This is a genomic window from Nocardioides sp. P5_C9_2, from assembly GCF_054049555.1.
On the sequence record NZ_JBFUMD010000009.1, the window covers coordinates 1 to 23,997 of the forward strand.

At 72.2% G+C, this 23,997-nt stretch carries 22 protein-coding genes; 10 read left to right on the forward strand and 12 right to left on the reverse strand.

Annotated features, from left to right (window positions below; all coding sequences use genetic code 11):
- The 4 genes from ACXJKL_RS01060 to ACXJKL_RS01075 form a co-directional block, all read left to right on the forward strand.
- On the forward strand, window positions 1–307 hold a 307-nt coding region (locus tag ACXJKL_RS01060; RefSeq protein ID WP_457205190.1), incomplete at its 5' end, for an ABC transporter permease.
- Window positions 283–1,119, forward strand: a complete 837-nt coding sequence (locus ACXJKL_RS01065) for an ABC transporter ATP-binding protein (RefSeq protein ID WP_457205191.1) — start codon at window positions 283–285, stop codon at window positions 1,117–1,119. The genes ACXJKL_RS01060 and ACXJKL_RS01065, both read left to right, overlap by 25 nt.
- Window positions 1,116–2,477, forward strand: coding sequence for an LLM class flavin-dependent oxidoreductase (locus tag ACXJKL_RS01070; protein WP_457205192.1), 1,362 nt, complete (start codon window positions 1,116–1,118; stop codon window positions 2,475–2,477). The genes ACXJKL_RS01065 and ACXJKL_RS01070 overlap by 4 nt, the downstream gene beginning before the upstream one ends.
- The gene (locus tag ACXJKL_RS01075; protein ID WP_457205193.1) at window positions 2,474–3,505 is read left to right on the forward strand and encodes an aldo/keto reductase; all 1,032 of its coding nucleotides are present in this window, start codon (window positions 2,474–2,476) and stop codon (window positions 3,503–3,505) included. The genes ACXJKL_RS01070 and ACXJKL_RS01075 overlap by 4 nt, the downstream gene beginning before the upstream one ends.
- Window positions 3,506–4,249: 744 nt before the next feature.
- On the opposite strand, the gene prfB is transcribed toward ACXJKL_RS01075, so the two are convergent.
- The 3 genes from prfB to ACXJKL_RS01090 all read right to left on the reverse strand — a co-directional run bounded on the left by prfB (window position 4,250) and on the right by ACXJKL_RS01090 (window position 7,125).
- Entirely contained in the window at window positions 4,250–5,365 is a 1,116-nt protein-coding gene (gene prfB / locus ACXJKL_RS01080) for a peptide chain release factor 2 (protein ID WP_457205194.1), read from the reverse strand.
- 75 nt (window positions 5,366–5,440) lie between these two features.
- On the reverse strand, window positions 5,441–6,238 hold the full coding sequence (locus tag ACXJKL_RS01085; protein ID WP_457205195.1) for a hypothetical protein: 798 nt from the start codon (window positions 6,236–6,238) through the stop codon (window positions 5,441–5,443).
- An 80-nt stretch (window positions 6,239–6,318) separates the two neighbouring features.
- On the reverse strand, window positions 6,319–7,125 hold the full coding sequence (locus tag ACXJKL_RS01090) for a hypothetical protein (RefSeq protein ID WP_457205196.1): 807 nt from the start codon (window positions 7,123–7,125) through the stop codon (window positions 6,319–6,321).
- A 200-nt stretch (window positions 7,126–7,325) separates the two neighbouring features.
- Here ACXJKL_RS01090 and ACXJKL_RS01095 point away from each other — a divergent pair, with 200 nt between their 5' ends.
- A complete protein-coding gene (locus tag ACXJKL_RS01095; RefSeq protein ID WP_457205197.1) occupies window positions 7,326–7,964 on the forward strand; it encodes a 2'-5' RNA ligase family protein in 639 nt (212 codons plus the stop codon).
- Between the two features lie 22 nt (window positions 7,965–7,986).
- On the opposite strand, the gene ACXJKL_RS01100 is transcribed toward ACXJKL_RS01095, so the two are convergent.
- From ACXJKL_RS01100 to ACXJKL_RS01130, 7 genes are read right to left on the reverse strand one after another with little or no spacing between them, the layout of a single operon-like run.
- The gene (locus tag ACXJKL_RS01100; protein WP_457205198.1) at window positions 7,987–8,427 is read right to left on the reverse strand and encodes a pilus assembly protein TadG-related protein; all 441 of its coding nucleotides are present in this window, start codon (window positions 8,425–8,427) and stop codon (window positions 7,987–7,989) included.
- Complete coding sequence (locus ACXJKL_RS01105) at window positions 8,424–8,870, reverse strand: hypothetical protein (RefSeq protein WP_457205199.1); 447 nt, start codon at window positions 8,868–8,870, stop codon at window positions 8,424–8,426. The genes ACXJKL_RS01100 and ACXJKL_RS01105 overlap by 4 nt, the downstream gene beginning before the upstream one ends.
- Window positions 8,867–9,259, reverse strand: a complete 393-nt coding sequence (locus tag ACXJKL_RS01110) for a TadE/TadG family type IV pilus assembly protein (RefSeq protein ID WP_457205200.1) — start codon at window positions 9,257–9,259, stop codon at window positions 8,867–8,869. The genes ACXJKL_RS01105 and ACXJKL_RS01110 overlap by 4 nt, the downstream gene beginning before the upstream one ends.
- A 4-nt stretch (window positions 9,260–9,263) precedes the next feature.
- Window positions 9,264–9,479 carry a hypothetical protein gene (locus ACXJKL_RS01115; RefSeq protein ID WP_457205201.1) on the reverse strand — a complete coding sequence of 72 codons (216 nt, stop codon included), beginning with the start codon at window positions 9,477–9,479 and terminating at the stop codon, window positions 9,264–9,266.
- Between the two features lie 54 nt (window positions 9,480–9,533).
- Window positions 9,534–10,475: a type II secretion system F family protein gene (locus ACXJKL_RS01120; protein WP_457205202.1), complete on the reverse strand. Its 942-nt coding sequence runs from the start codon at window positions 10,473–10,475 to the stop codon at window positions 9,534–9,536.
- Window positions 10,472–11,326: a type II secretion system F family protein gene (locus tag ACXJKL_RS01125; RefSeq protein ID WP_457205203.1), complete on the reverse strand. Its 855-nt coding sequence runs from the start codon at window positions 11,324–11,326 to the stop codon at window positions 10,472–10,474. The genes ACXJKL_RS01120 and ACXJKL_RS01125 overlap by 4 nt, the downstream gene beginning before the upstream one ends.
- Window positions 11,326–12,579, reverse strand: coding sequence for a CpaF family protein (locus ACXJKL_RS01130; RefSeq protein WP_457205204.1), 1,254 nt, complete (start codon window positions 12,577–12,579; stop codon window positions 11,326–11,328). The genes ACXJKL_RS01125 and ACXJKL_RS01130 overlap by 1 nt, the downstream gene beginning before the upstream one ends.
- Before the next feature lie 212 nt (window positions 12,580–12,791).
- Between ACXJKL_RS01130 and ACXJKL_RS01135 the strand changes: the two genes are divergently transcribed.
- The 5 genes from ACXJKL_RS01135 (at window position 12,792) to ACXJKL_RS01155 (ending at window position 20,663) form a co-directional block, all read left to right on the forward strand.
- Window positions 12,792–13,880: an SDR family oxidoreductase gene (locus ACXJKL_RS01135; RefSeq protein ID WP_457205205.1), complete on the forward strand. Its 1,089-nt coding sequence runs from the start codon at window positions 12,792–12,794 to the stop codon at window positions 13,878–13,880.
- A 25-nt stretch (window positions 13,881–13,905) separates the two neighbouring features.
- The gene (locus ACXJKL_RS01140; RefSeq protein WP_457205206.1) at window positions 13,906–16,026 is read left to right on the forward strand and encodes a dehydrogenase; all 2,121 of its coding nucleotides are present in this window, start codon (window positions 13,906–13,908) and stop codon (window positions 16,024–16,026) included.
- The gene (locus ACXJKL_RS01145; protein ID WP_457205207.1) at window positions 16,023–17,357 is read left to right on the forward strand and encodes a wax ester/triacylglycerol synthase family O-acyltransferase; all 1,335 of its coding nucleotides are present in this window, start codon (window positions 16,023–16,025) and stop codon (window positions 17,355–17,357) included. The genes ACXJKL_RS01140 and ACXJKL_RS01145 overlap by 4 nt, the downstream gene beginning before the upstream one ends.
- 252 nt (window positions 17,358–17,609) lie before the next feature.
- On the forward strand, window positions 17,610–19,172 hold the full coding sequence (locus ACXJKL_RS01150) for an FAD-binding protein (protein WP_457205208.1): 1,563 nt from the start codon (window positions 17,610–17,612) through the stop codon (window positions 19,170–19,172).
- Window positions 19,173–19,181: 9 nt separating this feature from the next.
- Window positions 19,182–20,663, forward strand: coding sequence for a sulfatase-like hydrolase/transferase (locus ACXJKL_RS01155; protein WP_457205209.1), 1,482 nt, complete (start codon window positions 19,182–19,184; stop codon window positions 20,661–20,663).
- Between the two features lie 26 nt (window positions 20,664–20,689).
- On the opposite strand, the gene ACXJKL_RS01160 is transcribed toward ACXJKL_RS01155, so the two are convergent.
- On the reverse strand, window positions 20,690–23,056 hold the full coding sequence (locus ACXJKL_RS01160; RefSeq protein WP_457205210.1) for a calcium-binding protein: 2,367 nt from the start codon (window positions 23,054–23,056) through the stop codon (window positions 20,690–20,692).
- A gap of 67 nt (window positions 23,057–23,123) precedes the next feature.
- Window positions 23,124–23,997, reverse strand: an 874-nt coding sequence (locus ACXJKL_RS01165; protein WP_457205211.1) for a sensor histidine kinase, incomplete at its 5' end; no start/stop codon positions are given.

Sequence of the window (23,997 nt, forward strand, 5' to 3'; positions counted from 1 at the left end):
GGCCGAGACCGTGGGCATCTCCCGGTCGGAGTTCGTCCGGTCGGTCGTGCTCCCCGGCGCGATGCCCGGCTTCCTGCTGGGGCTGCGCTTCGCGGTCACCTCCGCCCTGCTGGCCCTGGTGGTCGTCGAGCAGGTCAACGCGACGAGCGGGATCGGCCACATGATCACGCTCGCCTCCAACTACGGGCAGACCGACGTCATCGTCGTCGGCCTCGTGGTCTACGCGGTGCTCGGCCTGGTCGCCGACTCCGCCGTCCGTCTCATCGAAAGGAAGGCGCTCGCATGGCGACGCACACTGGAAGGCTGAACGACCACGACGGAGCCGGGGCGACCGCCGTCCGGGTCCGCGACCTGCACCGCAGCTTCAACGAGGCCGGCGGGGTGCTCAACGGGCTCGACCTCGACATCCCGGCCGGCGAGTTCGTGGCCCTCCTGGGTCGCTCGGGCAGCGGCAAGTCCACGCTGCTGCGGGCCCTGGCCGGGCTGGACCGCGACGTGGCCGGCAGCGGCAGCATCTCGGTGCCCGACGACGTGTCGGTGGTGTTCCAGGACTCGCGGCTGCTGCCGTGGCGACGGGTGCTGGACAACGTGGTGCTCGGCCTCGGCCGCAGGAACGCCTCCGCTCGGGGGAGGGAGGCGCTCGCCGAGGTGGGCCTCGCCGGCCGCGAGCGGGCCTGGCCACACGAGCTGTCCGGCGGCGAGGCCCAGCGCGCGGCGCTGGCCCGCTCGCTGGTGCGCGAGCCGCAGCTGCTGCTCGCCGACGAGCCCTTCGGGGCGCTCGACGCGCTGACCAGGATCAAGATGCACGTCCTGCTCCGCAAGCTCTGCGCGACCCACCGGCCCGCAGTGCTGCTGGTGACGCACGACGTCGACGAGGCGATCGTGCTGGCCGACCGGGTGATCGTGCTCGACGACGGCGTCGTGTCCTCGGACCTGCGCATCGAGCTGCCCGGCTCGCGCTCCCAGGCCGACCCGGCCTTCGCCGCCCTACGCGCACGGCTGCTCGCCGAGCTCGGTGTGGAGGATGACCACCACCTCCGGGTCCAGGACACCCGGCACGTCCACGCCGACGACGCCCCGCACCTTCGCGCCGACGACGCCGTGAGGAGGGCCTCGTGACCCGCCGGCTGCGTCTCAACGCGTTCCTGATGAGCACCGGTCACCACGAGGCGTCGTGGCGGCTGCCCGAGAGCGATCCACAGGCCAACACCGACGTGCGGCACTTCGTCGAGCTGGCGCGCACGGCCGAGCGGGGGTTGATGGACTCGGTGTTCTTCGCCGACTCCCCCGCCCTCTTCGGCGAGGTGGGCCGGCGTCCCGCGGGCGCCCTGGAGCCGACGGTGCTGCTGACGGCGATGGCCATGGCGACCAGCCGCATCGGACTCATCGCGACGGCGTCGACGTCGTACAACGACCCCTTCAACCTGGCCCGCCGCTTCGCCTCCCTCGACCACGTCAGCGGCGGTCGGGCGGGCTGGAACATCGTGACCACCGCGACGCTCGAGGCGGCTCGGAACTTCGGGCTGGACGAGCTGCCGGCACACGTCGACCGCTACCGCCGGGCCGACGAGTTCGTCGACGTGGCGGTCAAGCTCTGGGACAGCTGGGACGACCACGCGGTGCTCGCCGACAAGGAGTCCGGCGTGTGGGGCGACTCCGACCTGGTGCACCCGATCCACCACACCGGCACCCACTTCCGGGTCGCCGGACCGCTCAACCTGCCCCGGTCGCCCCAGGGTCGCCCGGTGCTCGTGCAGGCCGGGTCGTCGGAGGACGGTCGCGACTTCGCGGTGCGGCACGCGGAGGCGATCTTCACCGCCCAGCAGACGCTCGCGGACGCGCAGGCCTTCTACGCCGACATCAAGGCCCGGGCCACCGCCTTCGGGCGCGACCCCGACCAGCTGCTGGTGCTGCCGGGGATCGTGCCGGCCATCGGCTCGACCGAGGCCGAGGCGCGCGCCCTGGAGGAGGAGCTCGACCGGCTCATCCAGCCCGACTACGCCCGCCGCCAGCTGGCCCGCACCCTGCGGGTGGCCCCGGAGCGGCTCGCCCTCGACGAGCAGCTCCCCGACGACCTGCCCGACGAGGACGCGATCGAGGGCGCCAAGTCGCGCTACACCCTCATCGTGACGCTGGCGCGCCGCGAGGGCCTGACCGTCCGCGAGCTCATCGGTCGCCTCGGCGGCGGCCGTGGCCACCGGACCTTCAGCGGCACACCCGAGCAGGTGGCCGACGCCATCGAGGAGTGGTTCACCAGTGGCGCCGCGGACGGTTTCAACGTGATGCCGCCGGCGCTACCGTCGGGACTCGAGGCCTTCGTCGACCACGTCGTACCGATACTGCAGGCCCGCGGCCTGTTCCGGACGGCGTACGAGGGCACGACGCTGCGCGACCACTACGGCCTCGACCGGCCGACCAGCCAGTACTCCCCCATCAAGACCGGCCACACCACCACGAATCGACTGGAGATCGCATGACCCACCGCAACCTCGGCCGCACCGGTGTCCAGGTCAGCCCGCTGACCCTCGGCGCGATGATGTTCGGCGCCTGGGGCAACCCGGACCACGACGAGTCGATCCGGATCATCCACCGTGCCCTCGACGCCGGCATCAACGTCATCGACACCGCCGACGTCTACGCCCGCGGCGAGTCGGAGGAGATCGTCGGCAAGGCGCTGAAGGGCCGGCGTGACGAGGTCGTGCTCGCCACCAAGTTCCACGGCTCCATGTCCGACGAGGACCCCAACTCCTCGGGCAACTCGCGCCGCTGGATCGTCCGCGCCGTCGAGGACTCCCTGCGCCGGCTGCAGACCGACCACATCGACCTCTACCAGGTGCACCGTCCGCGCCCCGAGATCGACATCGACGACACCCTGGGCGCACTGTCGGACCTGGTGCACGCCGGCAAGATCCGCTACATCGGTACGTCGACGTTCCTGCCGTCGCAGGTCGTCGAGGCGCAGTGGGTGGCCCGGGACCGGCACCGCGAGCGCCCGGTCACCGAACAGCCGCCGTACAGCATCCTGGCCCGCGAGGTGGAGCGCGACCTGCTGCCGACCGCGGAGAGGCACGGTCTGGGGATCCTGCCCTGGTCGCCGCTCGCCGGGGGCTGGCTGTCGGGCCGCTACCGCCGCGGCGAGGACGCCCCGGTCGTCTCCTCGCGAGCCGCGCGGCAGCCGGCCCGCCACGACCCGACCTCGCCGGAGAACAGGGCCAAGCTCGAGGCGGTCCACGACCTGCAGGACCTGGCCGACCAGGCCGGGGTGTCGCTCATCCACCTGGCTCTCGCCTTCGTGCTCAAGCACCCCGCCGTCTCGTCGGCCATCATCGGCCCGCGCACGCTGGAGCAGCTGGAGTCCCAGCTCGGCGCGGACAAGGTCGACCTCTCCGACGACGTCCTGGACCGCATCGACGAGATCGTGCCGCCCGGCACGACCCTCAACGAGGCCGACCGCGGCTACGCCCCTCCAGCCCTCACCGAGGCCGCGTTCCGGCGCCGTCGCTGATCGGTTTCTCAGGGACCCCAGGGACCTCAGGGGATCGGTCGCGGGAAGGGCGACCGGTCCCCTGTTGGGCTGACGGGCTCGGCCTTCTCGGTCCGGCCCGCTCGACTGGCGGGGGACGACAGCTCCCGGCCTGCAGCCTCAACAACTGGCGGCGCGCGACACGGATCTCACCGATCCACCCGTCGTACGCCGCCAGTGTCGTGTCCGGCGGTCCGGTCCGGGCCCGCCCGGCTCAACTGGCGGGGGACGACAGGTCGCCGCCTGCAGCCTCAACAACTGGCGGCGCGCGACACGGATCTCACCGCCCCACCCGTCGTACGCCGCCAGTGTCGTGTCCGGCGGTCCGGTCCGCCCGGCTCAACTGGCGGGGGACGACAGGTCGCCGCCTGCAGCCTCAACAACTGGCGGCGCGCGACACGGATCTCACCGATCCACCCGTCGTACGCCGCCAGTGTCGTGTCCGGCGGTCCGGCCGGGACGGCTCAACTGGCGGGGGACGACAGGTCGCCGCCTGCAGCCTCAACAACTGGCGGCGCGCGACACGGATCTCACCGACCCACCCGTCGTACGCCGCCAGTGTCCTGTCCGGCGGTCCGGTCCGGCCCGCCCGGCTCAACTAGCGGCGGACGACCACAGGTCGCGCGATCCGCGACGACGTGCCGCTGCCTTGGTGGCCGACCCGACCACGGGGACGATGCACCCGGACCGGCAGACGGAACGAGCCCGGGACCAGCCCTCAGGCCGTCAGGCCTCGACCTTCTCGGCCCCGCGGCGCCAGCGGATGCCGGCCTCGAGGAAGGCGTCGATGTCGCCGTCGAAGACCGCCTGCGGGTTGCCGGACTCGTAGGAGGTCCGCAGGTCCTTGACGATCTGGTACGGGTTGAGCACGTAGTTGCGCATCTGGTCGCCCCACGACGCCTGGACGTCCCCGCGCAGGCCGTCGAGGTGGGCCTTCTCCTCGGCCTTCTTCAGGGCGAGCAGCTTGGCCTTGAGCACCACCATGGCCGAGGCCTTGTTCTGCAGCTGCGACTTCTCGTTCTGGCAGCTCACCACGGTGCCCGTGGGGATGTGGGTCAGCCGCACGGCGGAGTCGGTGGTGTTGACGGACTGGCCACCGGGGCCGCCCGAGCGGTAGACGTCGACACGGATCTCCTCGTCGGGGATCTCGATCTCGTCGGTCTGCTCGAGCACCGGGACGACCTCGACGGCGGCGAACGACGTCTGGCGGCGCCCCTGGTTGTCGAAGGGGCTGATCCGCACGAGGCGGTGGGTGCCGGCCTCGACGGACAGCGTGCCGTAGGCGTACGGCGCGTGGATGGCGAAGGTGGCGGACTTGAGGCCGGCCTCCTCGGCGTACGACGTCTCGTAGACCTCGACGGGGTACTTGTGCTGCTCGGCCCAGCGCATGTACATGCGCATCAGGGTCTCGGCGAAGTCGGCGGCGTCGACGCCACCGGCGCCCGAGCGAATGCTGACCAGCGCCTCGCGGGCGTCGTACTCACCGTTGAGCAGGGTGCGGATCTCGAGGGACTCGACCGACTTCTTGATGCGCTCGAGCTCGCGCTGGGAGTCCTCGAGGCTGGAGGCGTCGCCCTCCTCCTGCGCCATCTCGACCATCAGCGCAAGGTCCTCGATGCGCGAGTCGAGGCCGGTGAACTTGTCGAGCTCACCCTGCAGGGCCGAGAGACGCCCGGTGATGCGGGTGGCGCTCTCCACGTCGTCCCACAGGTCGGGCGAGGCGACCTGCTCGCCGAGGTCGGCGATCTCCCTGCGCATGCCATCCAGGTCGAGGACCTGTCCGATGGTCTTCATGGTCGCCTGGAGCTGCTTGATCTCTGCTTCGAAGTCGGTGCTCGCCACAAGATCCCACACTACGGCGCGGGTGTGAGGAGTGTCGAAAGACAGGCCTTCAGATCACTTCGTGCCGTGTCCAACTCACTTCGTGCAGAGCACCTCCGGGGTCACGACGACCGGGTAGCTGGCCGGGTCCGCGGTGGAGAAGAGGTCGTAGCGCAGCTGGAGCGCACCGGTGAGGTCGGCGGTGGCCGCGACGACCTGGCCCTTCACGAGCACCTGGTCGGCCTTGGTCACCCCGTCGAGGGAGAGCGTGATGCGGGACGAGGAGCCGACGGCCGCGCTGTCGTGCATGGCGTACGTCGTGCGCAGGTCAGTGCAGAGTCCCTTCAGCGGGTACTCGACGAACGACGGCGCACCGCGGGTGAAGGGCTGGAAGGAGTACGCGAAGGCCTGGCCGCCGATGACCGCGGTGCTGGAGACGGCGATGTTCTCGAACAGGCCGCGCGGCCGCTGGGCGAGCTTCTGCCACCCGTACGCACGGACCTCGACCGTCGCGCTGGTCCCCTTCCTCACCCCGCCGGAGCGGAGCTTGACGACGCGGTACCGATAGGTTCCGAGGACGTCGGGCTCGTCGGTGAGCACGTAGGTGCCGTTGCTCTTGACCGTCGCCCTGGTGCTGACGGCCCACGCCCTCGCGCCGGGCCGCCGCTGCTCGAGGAAGACCTTCTTTCCAGCGGCCCGCGGCGTCACCTTGCCGCGGACGCTGACGACGACGCCCTCACCGAGGATGACGTCCTGCGTGTTGACCTTAACCGTGACCTTGTACGCCGCGGGCTTGCGCGCGGTATCGGGTGCGGCGTGGACGCTCGGGGCCACCACGGTCATCGGGCTGGCGATCACGACCGAGGCGGCGATCAGGGCGGTGAGACGGTTCATGACTTTCTCCCCTGGCAGTGGCAGCCCGGACCGGGCCGCCACTGGGGATTCTAGGACTCTCGGCCCCCGTTCCGCGTCCCCTACGTGGTGCAGAGGACCTCGGGGGACGCGACGGTGGTGCGACCGGACGGCGCGGCGGAGGAGTCGAGCTCGTAGCGCAGCCGGAACGCGCCCGTCAGGTCGGTGGTCGACTCGACGACCTGGCCGACGACGAGGCCCTGGTCGACCTTGGTGGCACCGTCCACCAGCAGCCGGACCGCGCCGCTCGAGCCGCTCGCGGAGGCGTCCTCGAGGGCGTAGGTCGCGCGCAGGTCGGTGCACAGGCGGCCGAGCGTGAACTCGATGTACGCCGGAGTGCCGGGCGTGGTGATCGCGAGACTCGGGTAGTACGTCTTGGTGCCCACCGTGACCGTGGCGAAGCCGCGGGCGTTCTCGACGGCGCCCGGCGACCGACGCGCGAGAGGCTCCCACCGGTAGACCTCGACGGGGAGGACCTTGCTGGTCCCCTTGCCGATGCCCTTGCCCGAGGGCTTGAGCACGCGGTACTCCCGGGTCCCGGGCACGCTCGGCTGGTCCGTGAGCAGGTAGGTGCCGTTGCGCTTGACCTTCCCCTTGCTGCTGACGGCCCACTTCTTCTTGCCCTCCAGGCGCTGCTGGAGGACGACCTTGGCGCCGGCCGCACGCGGGGTGACCTTGCCGCGGACCTTGACGACGTCCTCGCCGACGGTCACGACGTCCTTGTTGGCCCTGGCCTTCACGGTGTACGCCGCCGCCCGGCGCTCGGTGGTGTCCGCAGCCTGCGCGGTGGTCGCGGTCATCGCCAGCGGACCGGCGATCACGGCCGCGGCGGTGGCCAGCGTGGTGATGGTGGTGGTGATGCGGTGCATGTGGATCTCCCCGTGCTCTCTGTGGTGCCCTGTCGGGCGTCGACGCCCGGGCGGGCGTGGTTCGAGCAGGGAGATGCGCACGACGCGGGAAAAGTTGTGGACACGGGTGCGGAGATGACCCGGGCGTGCGCCGGGTGTTGTCATGCTCGGTCCCGACCGGGTCCGAGTCCCGGCCAGCCATTCGCCGAGGGAAGGCATCCGTGTACCTGAGCGCAGTCATCGTCCCCCCGCTCGCACAGCGGGAGGAGGTCGCGCGCCTCCTGGCCGACGTCGGCGCACGCATGGACGGGACTGCCGCGGCCGCGCCGCGCCGCAGGGCGTGGTCGCGATCGCGCCGCGAGCCGTCGACGGCCACCGCCCGGGGACTGACGCCCCTGCCCGTGACGGGCATGACGGTGCACCTGACCCGGTTCGGCTTCGTCGAGCCGGAGGCCGCGAGCCGGCTGCGTGCCACCCTCGAGCACGATGCCGCCGGGTGGGTGCCCCCGACGGTCCACATCACCGGCGAGCCGCACATGGGCGGGCAGGACGAGCTGCTCCACCTGTCCCTCGCGGGCGAGGTCGACGGCCTTCGCGCGCTCTTCCGGGAGATCACCGAGTCCGCGCGCCGGGCAGGCTTCATGCTGGACCGCCGCTCCTTCGCACCGCTGGTCCCCGTGTCGACCCTCGACGAGGCGGTCAGCGACGAGGCCCTGGCCGCCCTGGTCGCCGGGCTGGAGGACTTCGCCGGGACGCCGTGGGAGATCGGCGCCATCACCCTGGCGCGACTCGGGTTCGGTGCGAGCGACGAGCTGCAGGAGGTGGCGACCATCCCGCTCGGTGGCTCGACCGCGGGGTGAGTGCCGACGGGCCGAGCACCCCTCAGCCGGACGGATCGAGCGTCACCGCCGCGCGACCGCTCGCCGAGACCGTCGGCCGGCCCGGAGTGCCCGGCACGGTGAGCGGCAGGTCGAGCGGCGCACTCAGCGTCACGGTGACCGCGCGCGCCGCCGCGTCGACCCGAGCGAGGACCACGATGCCCTCGTAGGTGTCGTAGGCCCCGACCCGTCGCAGGTAGTCCTGCACCGCGGCCCGGACCGCACGCTCCTCCTGGAGCAACCGGTCGGCGGGCAGGCCCTCGGCGTACACGCCGGCGGAGCCGATGTCGGCGCCGTACAGGGCGGCCCCGTCGGCGAGGGTGTCGAGCGACTGGCGCTGCATGAAGGCGGACGAGGCGTTGACGACGACGGCGATGGCCAGGACCAGCACACCCGCGAGGCCGACGATCAGCGGGATCGCCGAGCCCCGCTCCTCGCGCCTCACCCGGCCTCCCCCGCCTCGACGTACTGACCGATCGGCACCGTGTGGCGGGCCTCGAGGCCGAAGCTGCGGCGCTCGGAGGCCAGGACCTCGGGCAGCAGCGGCATCTCGACGCTGGAACGGATCACCACGGTGATGACGGCGGTGCCCGTGTGGCAGCTCGGGAGTCCTCCGCACGTGACGCGGACGTCGGCGACCATCCCCTCGCTGCCCTGGTCGGCGAGCGTCTGGGTCGCGACCGCCCGCGCGCGAGCCGTACCCGTCGCGTCGTCGGGAGCCAGCGCGAAGGCCCGCGCCGCGGCGCGAGCGGCACCGTTGACCGCGAAGGCACCGCGCTGCACCTCGAAGACCGAGATGACGATCCAGGTGAGCGGGATGAACAGCACCAGCCCCACCCAGCAGAACTCGACGAGGGCGCTCCCTCTGTCGTCGCGCCGACGGCTCACGGCGCCTCCTCCCGGATGGCGTTGCCGCTGACCGAGAACTCGATCGCGAGGCCGCCGAGACCGAGGGTGGGGACGCGGGCGTCGATGGTGAGCTGGTACGCCGCCGCCCCACCGATGGCGACCGGCTCGACGTGGATGTCCTCGGCGTACTCCGGTGAGAGCGCGCCGACGACCTGCTCGCGGGCCGTGGCCACRCCGTCCTGCGGGCCGGCCCCGGCCACCGCGGCGGACCTGGCCCCCTCGGCGGCCGCCGAGGACAGGGTGTTGCGCACGTGCAGCACCAGGGCGAGCTGGAGCAGCCCGATGAACAGCGGCAGCAGCACGACGAGGACCATGACGAAGTCCACGACGGCCGAGCCGCGCTCCCCGCGGTGCCGGACGGTCGGCACGGCCCTAGTTGACCCGGCTGAACGCCGCGCTGAGCAGGTTCTTGAGGGGCTCCTCGGCGAAGGTGAAGATCGCGATGGCCAGGCCGATGGTCATCACGGTCACCATGACCCAGCCCGGTACGTCGCCGCGCTCGTCGCGCTCGTCCTGGCTCGGAGCCGCGACGGCGAGGTGGAGGCGGAGCAGGACCTCCGCCGCTGGTGCGTGCAGTGGTGTGTGCATGATCGGTTCCCCCGAGGGTGTGTGGTTGGACGGGTCAGGTGGGTCAGCTGGTGGTCACGGCACGACGAGGCGCAGGCCGAGGGCGCCGGGGAAGAAGGCGAACAGCACGGTCACCGGCAGCACGAGGAAGACCACGGGCGCCATCATGAAGACCTCCTTGCGCGCGGCGGTCTCGATCAGCGCCCGACGCCCCGCCTCGCGCACGTCGCCGGCCTGGGCGTGCAGCACGTCGGCCAGTGGGGTGCCGCGCTCGATGGAGACCGCGATGCCGGTGGCGAAACGGGCCACCATCGAGACGCCCGTGGCGGCCGCCATCTGCTCGAAGGCCATCGCGACCGGGGTGCCGGTGCGAATCCGGGCGAGCACGCCGGCCAGCTCGACGGAGAGCTCGCCGCCGCTGCGGCGTACGACCCGGTCGAGCGCGGCGACCGGACTCTCACCGGCGGCGACCGCCAGCGCGAGCATCTCGGCGATCGCGGGGAACTCGAGGATCATCTGCCGCTCCCGCTCCGTCGCCCGGGCCGAGAGGCGGTTGTCGAGCAGCAGCACGCCGGCGGCGAAGCCGAAGAGGCACAGGCCCAGGGCGACCACCGGGTTGACGCTGCCGGTGACGGAGCGCACCAGCTGCCAGGCGGCGCACAGCGCGAAGCCGCCCAGACCCCACATCACCTGCTCGACGCGGAACTCGTGGACGGTCTTGTCGAGGCCCGCTCTCCGGAGGCGGCGGCGTACGGACGCCTCACCGCCGAGGACACGCTCGACGCCGTCGGCGGCCGAGCGCAGGAACGGCCCGAAGATCCCGGCGGCAGCCGCCGTCGGGGACGCCGAGGCCACCTTGAGGGCGGGAGTGCGACCGACCTGCGGCAGGTCCCTGACGTACGGCGTGACGCGCAGCGCGAGCTGCGGACGACGGATCGCCAGCACTCGTACGACGACCAGCAGCAGCCCGCCGGCCGCCAGCGCCCCGAGGACCGCGCCCCACATGGTCAGCGTCATGCCAGGATCCGCCTCTCGACGGGCAGCCGGCCGATGCGCATCATCACGCGGTAGGCGACCACGCACAGGACGGCGCCGACGGCCAGGACCACCACCCCGGCAGGGGAGGAGAAGGCCTGGACCGAGCCGGTCTGGAAGGACATCAGCAGCAGCACGACCCACGGCGCCGAGACCGCCAGGCGGGCACCGTTGACGGTCCAGGCCTGCCGGGACTCCAGCTCGGAGCGGGTGCGGGCCTCGTCGCGCAGGTAGCCCGACAGGTTGCGCAGCAGCCGACCCAGCTCCCCACCGCCGACCTCGCGCGCGATCCGGAGGCCCTCGACGACCCGGTCGCCGACCGGGTCGGCCAGGCGCACCTTGAGGAGGTCGAGCGACTCGTGGAAGCGGCCGGTCACCTGGTAGTCGAGGGCGAACGCCTCGAAGGCGTCCCGCAGCGCCTCGGGACCGTTGGTGCCCAGCGCGGACAGGGCGTCGGGCAGCGACATGCCCGCCCGGACGGCGCTGGCCAGGTTGTCGACGGCGTCGGGCCACACCTCCGCGAACTCCCGTTGGCGTCGGGCGGCACGCTGTCGCAGCACGAGGACCGGCGCCCAGCCGGCCATCAGGGCGAAGACCACCGCGACCGGCACGGTGCGCGACACCGCCTGGATCACCACGAACGCGACCGTGGCCAGGACGACGCACAGCAGCACCAGGCTCGTGACCGAGACGTCGCCCAGGCCCGAGCGGGCGAGCAGCTGCTCGGGTCGGGTGCCGCCGGGACGCGGAGCCCGCGGCGTGCGCGGGAGGTAGAACGCCGACCAGACGAGCAACAGGCCGATCCCGACCCCGAGCCCGACGAGCGCGCCCATCAGCGACCACCCGCCAGGACCTGGTGGACGTCGATGCCGATCCGCTGGAAGCGCTCCACCCGGGTCGGGGTGCCCGCGGCCCGACGCAGCTCGCCGTCGCTGCGCTCGAAGAGCGGCTCGGTCTCGATGATGTCGTTCTCCACCCGTCCCGGGACCGAGACGATCTCGTTGACCCGGCGTACGCCGTGCTCGTCGATGCCCAGGTGCACCACGATGTCGACCGAGCTGGCCACGGTCGGTACGACGAAGCGCGCCGAGATGTTCTCGCCCGCCAGCAGCGGCAGCGTGCACATCTTGACCAGTGCCTCGCGCGCACTGTTGGCGTGCAGGGTGCACATGCCGGGCAGCCCGGCGTTGAGGGCGAGCAGCAGGTCCAGGCACTCCTCGGCACGCACCTCCCCGACGATCATCCGGCTCGGCCGCATCCGCAGCGCCTCCTTGACCAGGTCCCGCAGCGCGATCTCGCCGGTCCCCTCGAGGCCCGCCTGGCGGGTCTGCATCGGCACCCAGTCGGGATGGTTGAAGCGCAGCTCGAAGACCTCCTCGGCGGAGATCACCCTGTCGCCACCGGGGATCGCGGCGGCCAGGCAGTTGAGGAAGGTCGTCTTGCCGGCCTGCGTCCCACCGGCGACCAGGATGTTGAGCCCCGCCCGGATCGAGGCGTCGAGGAAGGCCGCCGCCTGCGGCGAGAGGCTGCCCAGCTCCACCAGGTCGCTCATCCGGCTCGCCCGCACCACGAACTTGCGGATGTTGACCGCGGAGAACCCGCGGCTGATGCCCTCGAGCACCACGTGCAGGCGATGGCCCTCGGGGAGCATGGCATCCACGAAAGGTTGACTGAGGTCGATGCGGCGCCCGCTGGACTTGAGCATCCGCTCGACCAGCTCGTGCACCTGGGCCGGGCTGAGCATCAGGTTGGTGAGCTCGTGACGACCGCGCCGGGCGATGAAGACCCGGCTGGGGTCGTTGATCCAGATCTCTTCCACCTCGGGGTCGTCCAGGAACGGCTGCAGCGGCCCGAAGCCGGACACCCGCGCGATCAGCTCGCCCACGACCTTGTCGGGATCGGCGACCGGGACCACGGCACCGGTCAGGCTGCGCTCGTCGTGGCGGCGTACGACGTCCTCGGCGATGCGACGCACGAGACCGGTGTCGCGCTGGGGGTCCACGGCGTCCGAGCGCACCCGCTCGCGCACCTGGCCGTCCAGCAGCTCGACGAGCTCGCCGTGCGAGTCCTGTCGCGTCACAGTCATCCGAGTCCCCCGTCCCGAGTGGGTTCTGCGCGCCAACCTACCCACGCACGGGGCTCCTACACACCGGCGAAGGCAAAGCCTGTGGACAACCGGCACCCGGTCCCCGGACATCACGCCCGGCCGTTCGTCGGTGCCCCGAGGGGACGTTCGGCACTGGTGCCCGCGCACCACGGTGACAGGGTGGAGGGCGACGACGAGGAGGCCGCCGCGCGATGACCGGGCTGTTGATGACCGGGTTCCCCGGCTTCCTGGGCTCGGCCCTGCTGCCCCGACTCCTGGCCCGGCGACCGGGCGCGCGGGCCGTGTGCCTCGTGCCGGCCCGCCACCTGGCCGCCGCCCGGGACCGGCTCGCGGGGATCGAGGCCGCCGAGCCGCACGTCGTCGGCAGGGTCCAGCTGGTCGTCGGCGACCTCACCTCCTCGGGACTCGGACTCGCCGCGCCGGATGCGGACCTGCTCGCGGACGTCACCGAGGTGTGGCACCTGGCGGCCGTCTACGACCTCGCGGTAGGTGAGGAGGTGGCGCGCCGGGTCAACGTCGACGGCACCGACCGGGTCCTCGACCTGTGCCGGGGGCTGCCCCTGCTCGAGCGGCTCCACCACGTCAGCACCTGCTACGTGAGMGGTCGTTACGCGGGCTCGTTCCGCGAGGACGACCTGGAGGTCGGCCAGGAGTTCCGCAACCACTACGAGTCCACGAAGCACGAGGCCGAGCGACTGGTCCGCCGGGCGATGGACGCCGGACTGCCCGCGACCGTCTACCGGCCCGGCATCGTGGTGGGCGACTCCCGCACCGGGGAGACCCAGAAGTACGACGGCCCGTACTTCCTGGCCACCTTCCTGCGCCGCCAGCCACCCCTGGCGGTCGTCCCGGCCGTGGGCGACCCGGACCGGGTGCGCTTCTGCCTCGCGCCCCGCGACTTCGTGGTCGAGGCCATGGACCGGCTGTCGGTGCTGGAGGTGTCACGGGGCCGGACCTACGCGCTGACCGACCCGGACCCGCCGACCGTGCGCGAGCTCGTCGACGCGGTCGCCGGACGCCTGGGCCGGCGGGTGGTCTGGGTGCCGCTGCCGCTGTCGCTCACCCGGGCGGCCGTCTCGCTGCCGCTGGTCGAGAGGCTGATGGGCCTGCCGGTCGAGGCGCTCGACTACTTCGCCTCCCCCACCACCTACGACACCGTCCACGCGACGACCGACCTCGCCGGGACGGGCGTGTCCTGCCCGCGCTTCGCGGACTACTCCGACCGGTTGCTCGACTTCATGGTCGAGCACCCCGAGCTCGACTCCGCGGCCATGGCCTGATGCGGCAGGGACGAGGAGACGCGACATGACACGCAGGACGCCGGTGGTCGTCAACGTCAGCCTGATGGGCCGCGAGTGGGACCACGACACCAAGGTCACCCTCCTCGGGACGACCTTCCGGCTCGTCCGCCGCGGCACGGGTGGCGACGTCGACGCCGCCTGCGACCTCGTCCGCGAGTGGGCTCCCCGGGCGTCCGCGCTCGCCGTCACGGGCGTGCGTGAGACGGCGGCCGTGAACCAGTACGGCGGCGAGCTCCGCGCCCGCCGACGCATCACGGCCGAGGCCGGATCGACCCCGGTGACCGACGGCTCCGAGCTCCTCGGCGTCCTGCAGGAGTGGTCGGTACGCCGCGTCGAGACCGAGATGCCCGGCTACTTCACCAACGCCAGGACCGTGGTGCTCGGGAGGCGGCACCACGACCGGATCACCCGGATCCTGCGCGAGCACACCGACAACATCCGGTACGCCGACCTGCTCCCCCGCCCGGTCCTGCCCGGCCCACTGCCAGGCCTGGTGCCCGACCCCCTGCGCGTCGGCCGGGCGCTGGGGCTCGCGGCCGACGCCGTCGGAGACGCGACCACCCTGTCCCTGCGGCTGGTCCCCGACGGGATGAGGACGCAGCTCACCGCACCGGCCCACCTGGCGGCACGGGCGCTGGCCCGACGGGCGGCCCGCGACTGCGACGTCGTGGTCGCGACGTACGACGAGCTGACCGGCTTCGGGCTCGAGGACCTCGCCGGCAAGACCCTGATCGCCACGTCGATCTCGCCGGACCGGCTGGTCGACCTGGGTGATCGCGGCGTGGACCTGGTCGTCGACGTGACGCCGCAGCCGTTCGACGGCATCACCGTCAACGCGGCCACCCTGGAGGCCCTGATGACCGCCTCCGTGCACGGTGGGGGCACCCTCACCCACGACGACCTGCTGGACATGATCGTCGCCGCCGGGCTGGAGCCGCGACTGCTCCGACCCAACGGACCCCGGCGCCGGAGCCGGTTCGCGTTCGTCATCCACCCGCTGTCGCAGGAGTACCTCCGCAACGTCGAGCCCCTGCGCGCCGTCTCGCGCATCGCACCTCGACCGGTGATGGACCTGGTCGAGAAGGCCGTCGCCTACAGCCCGCCGTTCACCTACAGCCACGTCACCGGCATCACCTCCCCGACCGGCGCCGAGGCCGAGGGGTGGCTCATCAGCGTCGGGGGGACCCCGCACGAGATGATGTCCCACAGCCCCGAGTTCACCTACCGCCGCCTCCTGGCCGCGGCCGAGACCGCGCGCCGGCTCGGTGCGCAGATCATGGGGCTGGGCGCCTTCACCAAGGTCGTCGGCGACGCCGGGGTGACCGTCGCCCGCCAGGCGCCGCTGCCGGTGACGACCGGCAACAGCTACAGCGCCTCGGGTGCCCTGTGGGCGGCGCACGAGGCGCTGAGCCAGCTCGGCCTCGCCGAGGTCGACGCCGACGGAGCGCTGCGGGGCGACGCGATGGTCGTGGGGGCCACCGGAGCCATCGGGTCGGTCTGTGCCCGGCTCCTGGCGGTCGCCGAGGCCCGACTCTGGCTGGTGTCACCGGAGTCGGCGAAGCTGCTGGCGCTCAAGGAGCTCATCGAGCGGGAGCACCCGGGGGCCGAGGTGCACGTCGCGGCCACGCCCGACGAGGCCCTGCCACGGATGGACCTCATCGTCACGGCCACGTCGGGGGCCGGCAAGAGGGTCCTCGACATCATGGCCGTCAAGCCCGGTTGCGTGATCACCGACGTCGCCCGCCCGCTCGACCTGTCGGCCGACGACGTCGCCAAGCGCCCCGACGTGCTGGTGATCGAGTCCGGCGAGATCGAGCTGCCCGGCGACGTCCGGATGCGCGACATCGGCCTGCCGAAGAACGTCGCCTACGCCTGCCTCGCCGAGACAGTGGTGCTGGCTCTCGAGGGACGGTTCGAGACCTTCACCGTGGGCCGCAACATCGAGTGGGAGAAGGTCAAGGAGATCTACCGCCTCGGGCTCAAGCACGGCATGAGGCTCGCGACCATCTCGGGAGTCAACGGCGTCCACACCCCCCAGGACATCGACCGGATCCGCGCGCTCGCTCTCGCGGCCCGGGCGTCGGACCGGCCGGCACCGACCCGCCGTACGGGTACGTCGTCGTGACCGCCGGGACCCGACGCACCATGGGTGGCGCCGACGCCATGTGGCTGCACGCCGACCGCCCCCACCACCTGATGGTGATCGACGGGATCATGTGGACCGCACAGCCCCTGGACTGGGCGCGCCTGCGACGGACCGTCCAGGAACGGCTGGTCGACGCCTACCCGGTCTTCCACCAGCGACCCGTCGAGGCCGGACACCTGTGGGAGCTGCCGGGCTGGGAGGACGACCCGGACTTCGTCCTGTCCCGCCACCTGCACCGCGCCAGGCTGCGCGCACCGGGAGGCGACAAGCAGCTGCGGGCCTTCCTCGAGAAGAAGGTCAGCCGACCCCTCGACCGCAGCCGACCGCTCTGGGAGGCCTGGCTGATCGACGGGTACGGCGAGGGCTCGGTCCTCTTCTCGCGGCTGCACCATGCGATGGCCGACGGCATGGCCCTCGCCCAGGTCATGCTGACCCTCACCGACCCCTCCCCCGACGGCCGCGACCCGGATGACGACACCGGGTCCCCACCCCCCGGGCGCCGCACCGTCACCTCCACCGCCACAGGCCTGCTGCGCAGCACCCTGAGCCTGCCGGCCGTCCCGGCCACGGCGCTCAAGGGCCTGGCGGTCACCCGCAAGCTGCTGCTCGACGTGCTGCCCCGGACCCTGCTCAGCCACGAGCCCGGCGTCGCCAAGCTGGTGACCTGGTCACCACCCCACCCGCTGGCCGACGTGAAGACCATCGGCCGCCGGACGGGCAGCACCGTCAACGACGTGCTCATCGCCGCCCTGTCGGGCGCGTTGGCGCGCTACCTCGCGTCCTTCGGCGAGGCGGTGGAGCACCTGACGACGATGGTGCCGGTCAACATCCGGCCGCCGGGTGCTCCGCTGCCCCGCGAGCTCGGCAACAAGTTCGCCCTGGTCATGCTGCACCTGCCCACCGCCGAGATGGCCACGCTGGAGCGGCTCGCGGAGGTGCACCGGCGGATGGAGCACATCAAGGACTCGCCGGAGGTCTTCATCACCTCGGCCATGGCGGAGGGGATCGGCCGCCTGCACGGTGTCGACGCCCCGCTGGTCGACTTCTTCGCCGGCAAGGCCATCGGGGTCACCACCAACGTGGCCGGTCCACGAGAGCCGCGCTACCTCGCCGGCGTCGAGGTGACCGGGGTGCTCGGCTGGGTGCCGGGCTCGGGCGGGCAGACCCTGGGCGTGTGCATCTTCAGCTACGCCGGCACGGTCCGCGTCGGGTTCAAGGTCGACGCGGGCACCGTGCCACACCCCGAGCAGCTGATCGGGTTCTTCGAGGCCGAGCTCGACGCGTTGCGGGAGGCTGCCACCGGTCGGTGAGGCCCCACCGATCGTGCCGGCGTACGACAACCGTCACCCTTCGCGCACCCTGACTAGCCAGTTCGCTTCATTGACGAACTCCATCGCGATTCCTAGCGTGGAAGGGCGCGTTCCGCACGTACGGACTCCGACGTGGCGTCGGTTGGTCGCACGCCGCTCGTCTCCTGATCCCGTTGAATCCAGCCCTGTGCACTCCAGCGTCCTGGCCCCGCCGCTGCGGTCCGGCGGCTCGCGGCCGGTGAGGAGACGACGGTGCYCGGTCCTGATCCATCAGCACGGAAGCCGTTCTGGCATGACCACGAGCTGACGCGCCGGTCACTGCTGGTCGCAGCATCCGGTCTGGCCGGAGCCGCCACCATCAGCCGGGTCACGGAGCTGAGTGGGCCGACCGCAAGCGCGGCGGCGAGCGGCGTCCCGACGCTCGCCGACCTCCAGGACCTCGATGCAGCTCTCGCGGGGTCGGTGGTGCTGCCGAGCGCCTCGGCCTACCTCACCACCCTTCGACTGTACGACCCGATCTACGACGGGTTGCGGCCGCTCGCGGTCGTCCAACCCGCCAATGCGGCCGATGTCGCGACCACGGTCAGGTTCGCCTCCGGCTTCGCGACCCCCTTCGCGCCCCGGTCCGGTGGTCACTCCTACGTCGGGGCCTCCGGTGGCGACCAGGGAATCCAGCTCGATCTGCGGCGGCTCAGCTCCGTGACCTACAACAGCAGCAACCGAACGGTCGTCGTGGGCGCCGGGGCCAGCCTGTACTCCGTCCACACCGCACTCGAACCGTTCGGCCGGACGTTGCCCACGGGTACCTGTGCGACGGTGGCCGTCTCGGGCCTCACCCTCGGGGGCGGCATCGGCTTCGAGCACCGCAGGTACGGTCTCACGTGCGATGCGCTCCGGGGGGTCAACGTCGTCCTCGCGAACGGCACGACGGTCCGCGCCAGCGCCACGCAGAACCCTGACCTGTTCTGGGCGTGCCGCGGCGGTGGAGGCGGGAACTTCGGCGTCGTGACCGAGTACACGTTCGCCACCAGTGCGGCGCTGACCGTCGGCTTCGCGACCCTGACCTGGGCCGACGCGGACACGGAGCGCGTCATCGCCGGGTGGCAGCAGCGCATCGCCGCGGCACCGTGGACCAGCTTCCCCGTGCTCCACCTGGTCACGGGCTCGGGTCGCGTGACGCCCAGGATGGTCATCCGCACTCTCGGTACGACGCCGACAGCGGAGGTCGACGCGATGATCGCGGCGACTGGTCGCACACCCGCGACGAGGACGAGCACGCAGTACACCCACCTGCAAGCCCTGCAGCAGGTGGCCGGCTGCACCGGGTACTCCGATGCCCAGTGCCAGCTCGCGCCCGCCGGTCTGCTCACTCGCAAGGTGTATCTCTCGGGGAGCGACATCCTGGGCCGTGCGCTGACCGCAGCCGAGATCTCCGCGATCGCGGGCTACCTCCGGACACGGGCGACGACGAGCTCGACGACGTCGTTGCAGTGGGAGCCGTTCGGTGGCGCCCTGGCGAGCAAGGCGGCGACGGACACCGCCTTTCCCTGGCGCACCGCGGTCGCCTCGGTCCAGTGGAAGGTCGACTTCTCCGCTGCGCCCACGTCGTCGGTCAAGACCTCGACGTACAACTGGATCTCGGTCGGGCACACGAAGTTCGGGTCCGCCTCGGTCGGCGCCTACATCAACTACCTGGAGCCGTCGCGGCCGATCTCGGCGTACTACGCGTCCAACTACACCCGGCTCCGCCAGCTGCGGACCACGTACGACCCGAACGCCCTCTTCCACGGGACCTACGTCATCCCCGCCGCCTAGGAGGCAGTCATGAGTCCCCGCATCGCTCGCTTCGCCCTCGCCCTGGTGACCCTCCTGGCGGCGGTGGGCGCCTCGATCCCCCTCCACCCGGCGGCCGGGAACGAGGTCCGACCGGCTGCGGCTGCCCGGGAGCAGGTCCGCCCGGCGTCGGAGCCACGCGCGGCGGCGGCCGCGACCCGCCCGAACATCTTCTTCTACAACCTCGACGACCTCAGGGACGCCTTCCCGGGAGCTGTCGATCCGCTGCAGTTCATGCCCAAGACGCGCGCCTGGATGGCCGACGGGCGCCGCTACACGCAGATGTTCGTCGCCGACCCGTCCTGCTGCCCGTCCCGGGCGTCGCTGATGACGGGTCGCTAMCCGCACAACAACGGGGTGCTCGACCAGCAGGACGGTCCGCTCTTCGACGGTGCGCACTCCATGGCGTGCTACCTCGACGCGGCGGGCTACGCCACCTACATCGACGGCAAGTTCCTCACCAGCTGGCCCAGGACGACCCGGCCGCCCTGCTTCGACCACTCCACGGTCATGTGGGGCGGCTACAACAACGTCGCGGTCAGGGTCGACGGGGTCGCCCAGACCGGCAGCGGGTACTCGACCACCTACCTCGGGAACCGCGGACGCCAGTACGCAACCGCCGCGCTGACAGCGGGGACGCCCTTCCTGCTCTACGAGACCCCGCAGGCCCCCCACTGGGTCGACATCACCAACCCCAACGGCACGACCTCGAAGCTCGCGGTCCCCGAGGCCCGCTACGCCACCGCCGCGACCGGCACCTGCTCCGGCGTCCCGGAGGCCGACCGCAGCGACAAGCCGGCGTACGTCCGGACCATGAACCACACCACCGCCCAGGGTCAGGCCATGTGCCAGAGCCAGCTGCGCGCCATCATGAGCGCCGATGACCAGTTCGCCGCCACTATGCAGCTGCTCTCCGACCGCGGGGCCCTCGCGAACACGCTCGTGATCTTCTCCTCGGACAACGGCTACATGTGGGGCGAGCACGGACGCTGGGAGAAGTTCGTGCCCTACGAGCCGTCGATGCGGGTCCCGTTGCTCGTGCGCTGGCCCGGTCAGGTCGCAGCCGGGACCGACCGCACGCGCGTCGTGTCCTACCTGGACCTGCTGCCGACCATCCTCCAGGCGGCCGGCGTCACGCTGCCGAGCACCGCTCCACGCCTGGACGGCGAGTCCCTGCTGGCCGCCTCCCGACGCACCACGACGTACGGCGAGTACTACGTCGACACGGCGAACCCGAACATCCCGTCGTGGCGGATGGTCCGCACCTCCAGCACGAAGTACATCCAGACCTACAACAGCGCGGGTGCCGTCATCGCCCGCGAGTACTACAACCTCGCCACCGATCCGGCCGAGAACACCAACCTCCTGGGAGACTCCAGCACGGCCAACGACCCGCCCGCCAGCACCATCGCCGACCTGGTGAGCCGCCTCAACGCCCTCGCGACGTGCACGGGAGCCGCCTGCGTCCGGTGACGCAGCTCGAGTCCCCGCGGCGTGGCTCAGCGTCGAGCAGCTCTCCCAGGCCGTGTGCGGAACGTGATCGTCGGGTAGTTGAACGGCGTGGTGTAGCTGGAGAAGAACGCCCGGTAGGTGGCGCAGTCGACGTCGCTCCAGTTGTACGGGCAGATGACGGTCGTAGCGCTCGGGCCGTAGTTGAAGTAGCCCGCCGCCTGCCCGGCGCAGCGGTCGGCGTACAAGCCACTGCCCACCTGGTGCCACGCCCTGAAGCGCTCGTGGGAGAGCCACTGACCGGTGGCGTTGTCGAGCCACCACATGTCGTAGACCACGGCGTAGCTGGTCTGGAGGTTGCGACCGAAGGTCGTCCGCCAGATGTCGAGCGGGTCGTTGCCCAGCCCTTGGTAGAGGTACCAGTAGTCCGTGGTCCACTGGTCGCTGTTGAGCACGTTGTAGAACCACTGCCCCGTCTGCACCGGGGTGTTGGGGTTGGACAGGTCGAAGATCTCCGGTCGCACCCACACCGTCTGCTGGTTGCCGGAGGCATAGTCGGGACGCACCCGGGCCGGGAGGTGGCCGGTGACCACCGAGGAGGTGCTCGGCAGGCCGTCGTTGCACGACACCGCCGGGTTGCCCTGGGCGAACCAGTCGGACATGGGCACCCGGGAGCTCGTCGGCACCTGACGTGCGGAGCGGACCCCTCCCGTCGCGGCGGTGGGTCGGGCCGCCGTGAGCGTCCCGCCCCCCGGCGCCTGGCCCCCGGTGATCTCGGTGGCCTCGCACTCGGCGGCCGGTGAGAGGTCCACGCACACGTCCGACTCCGGTCCGCCGTTCGCGCTGCCTCCGCCCTCGTCGCCGGTGAGGTAGTCGGCACCACCCTCGCCGGAGAGTGCGTCCAGGCCGGCGCCACCAGAGATGACGTCGTTGCCGCCGCCCCCTGCGATGGCGTCGTCGCCCGCACCACCCATGAGTGTGTTGGAGCCCGCGTCGCCGACGATCGTGTCGGCCTGCCCGGAGCCGGAGACCGTCTCGATCGCCCCGATCGTGTCGCCGGCGGGACCGGCGCCAGCCGCGAGGTTGACGGAGACCGCGACGGTCGACGTGCCGTAGTCGGCCACGTCCGCGCCCTCGCCCCCGTCGAGCCGGTCGGCAGCGTGCACGGCCTCGTCGCCCCGCAGGACGTCGTCCCCGGCTCCACCGGCGAGAGCGTCCGTGCCGTCCCCGCCGAGGAGGATGTCGTTGCCCCCGCCCCCCGAGACCGAGTCGGCACCGCCCCCGGCGAGGACGATCTCGTCCGCGTCCGAGCCGGTGATCACGTCGTCGCCCGGAGTGCCGACCACGACCTCGATCCCGCTCACCGTGTCGGACCCCTCGCCGCTGGCCGTGCGTCCGAGCAGGTCGACGCGCGCCCCCCGTCCCAGCGGAAGCAGGATGTCGGAGGTCCCGGTCCCGACGATGGTGTCGTCGCCCGGCCCGCCGGACAGGATCGAGGAGGCCGACCCGCCGTACAGCGTGTCGGCGTGGCGTGACCCCGCGACTCCCTCCACCCCGACGAGCCGATCGGTGCCCTCGCCGGTCACCACGCCGGTGGCGAGGTCGGCCGTCACGGGGCCGGAGGCGGTCGGGTGGGCGACGAAGTCCAGGGTGCCGGCGCCACCGTCGAGCGAGTCGTTGCCGGCCTGCCCGATGAGCATGTCGTCGCCGTCCCCTCCGGCGAGGACGTCGTTGCCGGCGCCGCCCCGCAGCTGGTTGCCTCCGGCGCTGCCGGTGAGGCGGTCGGCGAAGCGGGAGCCCACGAGGTTCTCCAGCGAGGTCCAGCGCTCACCGGTCGCGCGGCCGGCGGCGAGGGAGACGGTCGCTCCCTTGCGTGAGCTGCGGTAGTCGAGCCAGTCCAGGCCGCCTCCGCCGGCGAGCCGGTCGCGTCCCGCGCTCACCGCCAGCGTGTCGGCGCCCGAGCCGCCGTCCACCCGGTCGTTGCCGCCGCCGGGCACGACGTAGTCGGCGCCTGCGGCACCACAGATCCGGTCCTTGCCGCCGAGGCCGGAGATCCGGTCCGCGCCGCCGCCCCCGACGATGACGTCCGCGCCGCGCGTGCCGCGGATCCGGTCGCCCTTGCGGGTGCCGACGATGGTGGCGCGACGACCCAGGCAGGTCGCGCGCCGGGCCTCCGCCTGCGCCCCCATGACGTACGCCGTGTCGCGTGACGACGTGGGGCCGGTCGCCGCCGTCGCCAGGCGGTGTCGCACGCCGGGCAGCGCCGGCACGGCGACCCGGAGGGTCGGCGCCGCGGCTGTCCGGTCCGGCGGGGGCGTCGACGCGACCGCGGGGACGCTCACCCAGGTCGCGGCCACGAGGAGCAGGGTCGCCGCCAGGACGGTCGACGTGTGGGGGGAGATCGGCGGCACCCGCATGGGCGTTCCTTTCGACGCTCCACCGTGGCACGGGCCCCGGGGCCCGTCATGCCTCAAATCGRTGGCTTCAGCGGCGCGGCAGCAGGATCTCGAGCTGGTCCACGGTGGCGTCACCGGTGTAGCGCCCGCCGAGCACCTCGGTGAGCGTCCGCGCCACGTCCGCGTTGGTCCGCACCTCGGCGGCGAGGGCGACCGAGCCGGACAACGCGGCGTACGTGCCGATCGAGCCGGAGCTGACGGTGACCTTGACGTGCCCGTCCTGACCGGCGAACCGGATCATCACCGGCCCGCTGCCCGAGTCCCGCACGTCGCGCAGCACGCTGTCGAGGAGCTGCTCGACGGGCCCGGGTGTCAGCAGCATCTCCGGGCCGCTGTCGACGAAGGCCTTGACCTCGCGGGACTCCGGCAGCTGGCCGCGCCAGCGCTGGGCGATGTGCGAGCCCAGCGCCAGCAGGCTGACCTCGGCGCCCTCGACGAGCGCCCGCCCGCGGGCGAGCTCGAGGAGCTCGGCGATCGTGCAGTCGAGGCGCTCGACGTCGGACAGGCACCGTGCCGTCGTACGCCGCACGTCGGCGTCGAGGTCGCCGCGCAGCGTGAGCTCCTCGAGCTCGAGCCGCATGCCGGTGAGCGGGGTGCGCAGCACGTGCGAGGCGTGGTGGAAGAAGTCGCGGTCCCGGCGCAGGGACTTCTGCAGCCGCAGCGAGCTCGCGCGCAGCGAGTMGGAGATCGAGACGACCTCGGGGATGCGCGAGCGGGGTGCCTCGATGTCGAAGCGACCACGGCCGAGAGCGGCGGCCGACTCGGCGAGGTCGCGGAACGGGCGCGAGAACGCCGAGGCGAGGCCGAGACCCAGGATCCCGGCCAGCACGACCAGGCCGGCCAGGAGGGCGACCAGCGGTCCGCGGGCGTCGGCCACGACGGCGTCCGCGACGGTGGTGTCC

Coding starts and splice junctions, on each gene's coding strand:
- ACXJKL_RS01065 (WP_457205191.1), top strand. CDS start 283: ATGGCGACGCACACTGGAAGGCTGAACGACCACGACGGAGCCGGGGCG.
- ACXJKL_RS01075 (WP_457205193.1), top strand. CDS start 2,474: ATGACCCACCGCAACCTCGGCCGCACCGGTGTCCAGGTCAGCCCGCTG.
- ACXJKL_RS01085 (WP_457205195.1), bottom strand. CDS start 6,238: ATGAACCGTCTCACCGCCCTGATCGCCGCCTCGGTCGTGATCGCCAGC.
- ACXJKL_RS01090 (WP_457205196.1), bottom strand. CDS start 7,125: ATGCACCGCATCACCACCACCATCACCACGCTGGCCACCGCCGCGGCC.
- ACXJKL_RS01115 (WP_457205201.1), bottom strand. CDS start 9,479: ATGCACACACCACTGCACGCACCAGCGGCGGAGGTCCTGCTCCGCCTC.
- ACXJKL_RS01120 (WP_457205202.1), bottom strand. CDS start 10,475: ATGACGCTGACCATGTGGGGCGCGGTCCTCGGGGCGCTGGCGGCCGGC.
- ACXJKL_RS01125 (WP_457205203.1), bottom strand. CDS start 11,326: ATGGGCGCGCTCGTCGGGCTCGGGGTCGGGATCGGCCTGTTGCTCGTC.
- ACXJKL_RS01130 (WP_457205204.1), bottom strand. CDS start 12,579: ATGACTGTGACGCGACAGGACTCGCACGGCGAGCTCGTCGAGCTGCTG.
- ACXJKL_RS01140 (WP_457205206.1), top strand. CDS start 13,906: ATGACACGCAGGACGCCGGTGGTCGTCAACGTCAGCCTGATGGGCCGC.
- ACXJKL_RS01160 (WP_457205210.1), bottom strand. CDS start 23,056: ATGCGGGTGCCGCCGATCTCCCCCCACACGTCGACCGTCCTGGCGGCG.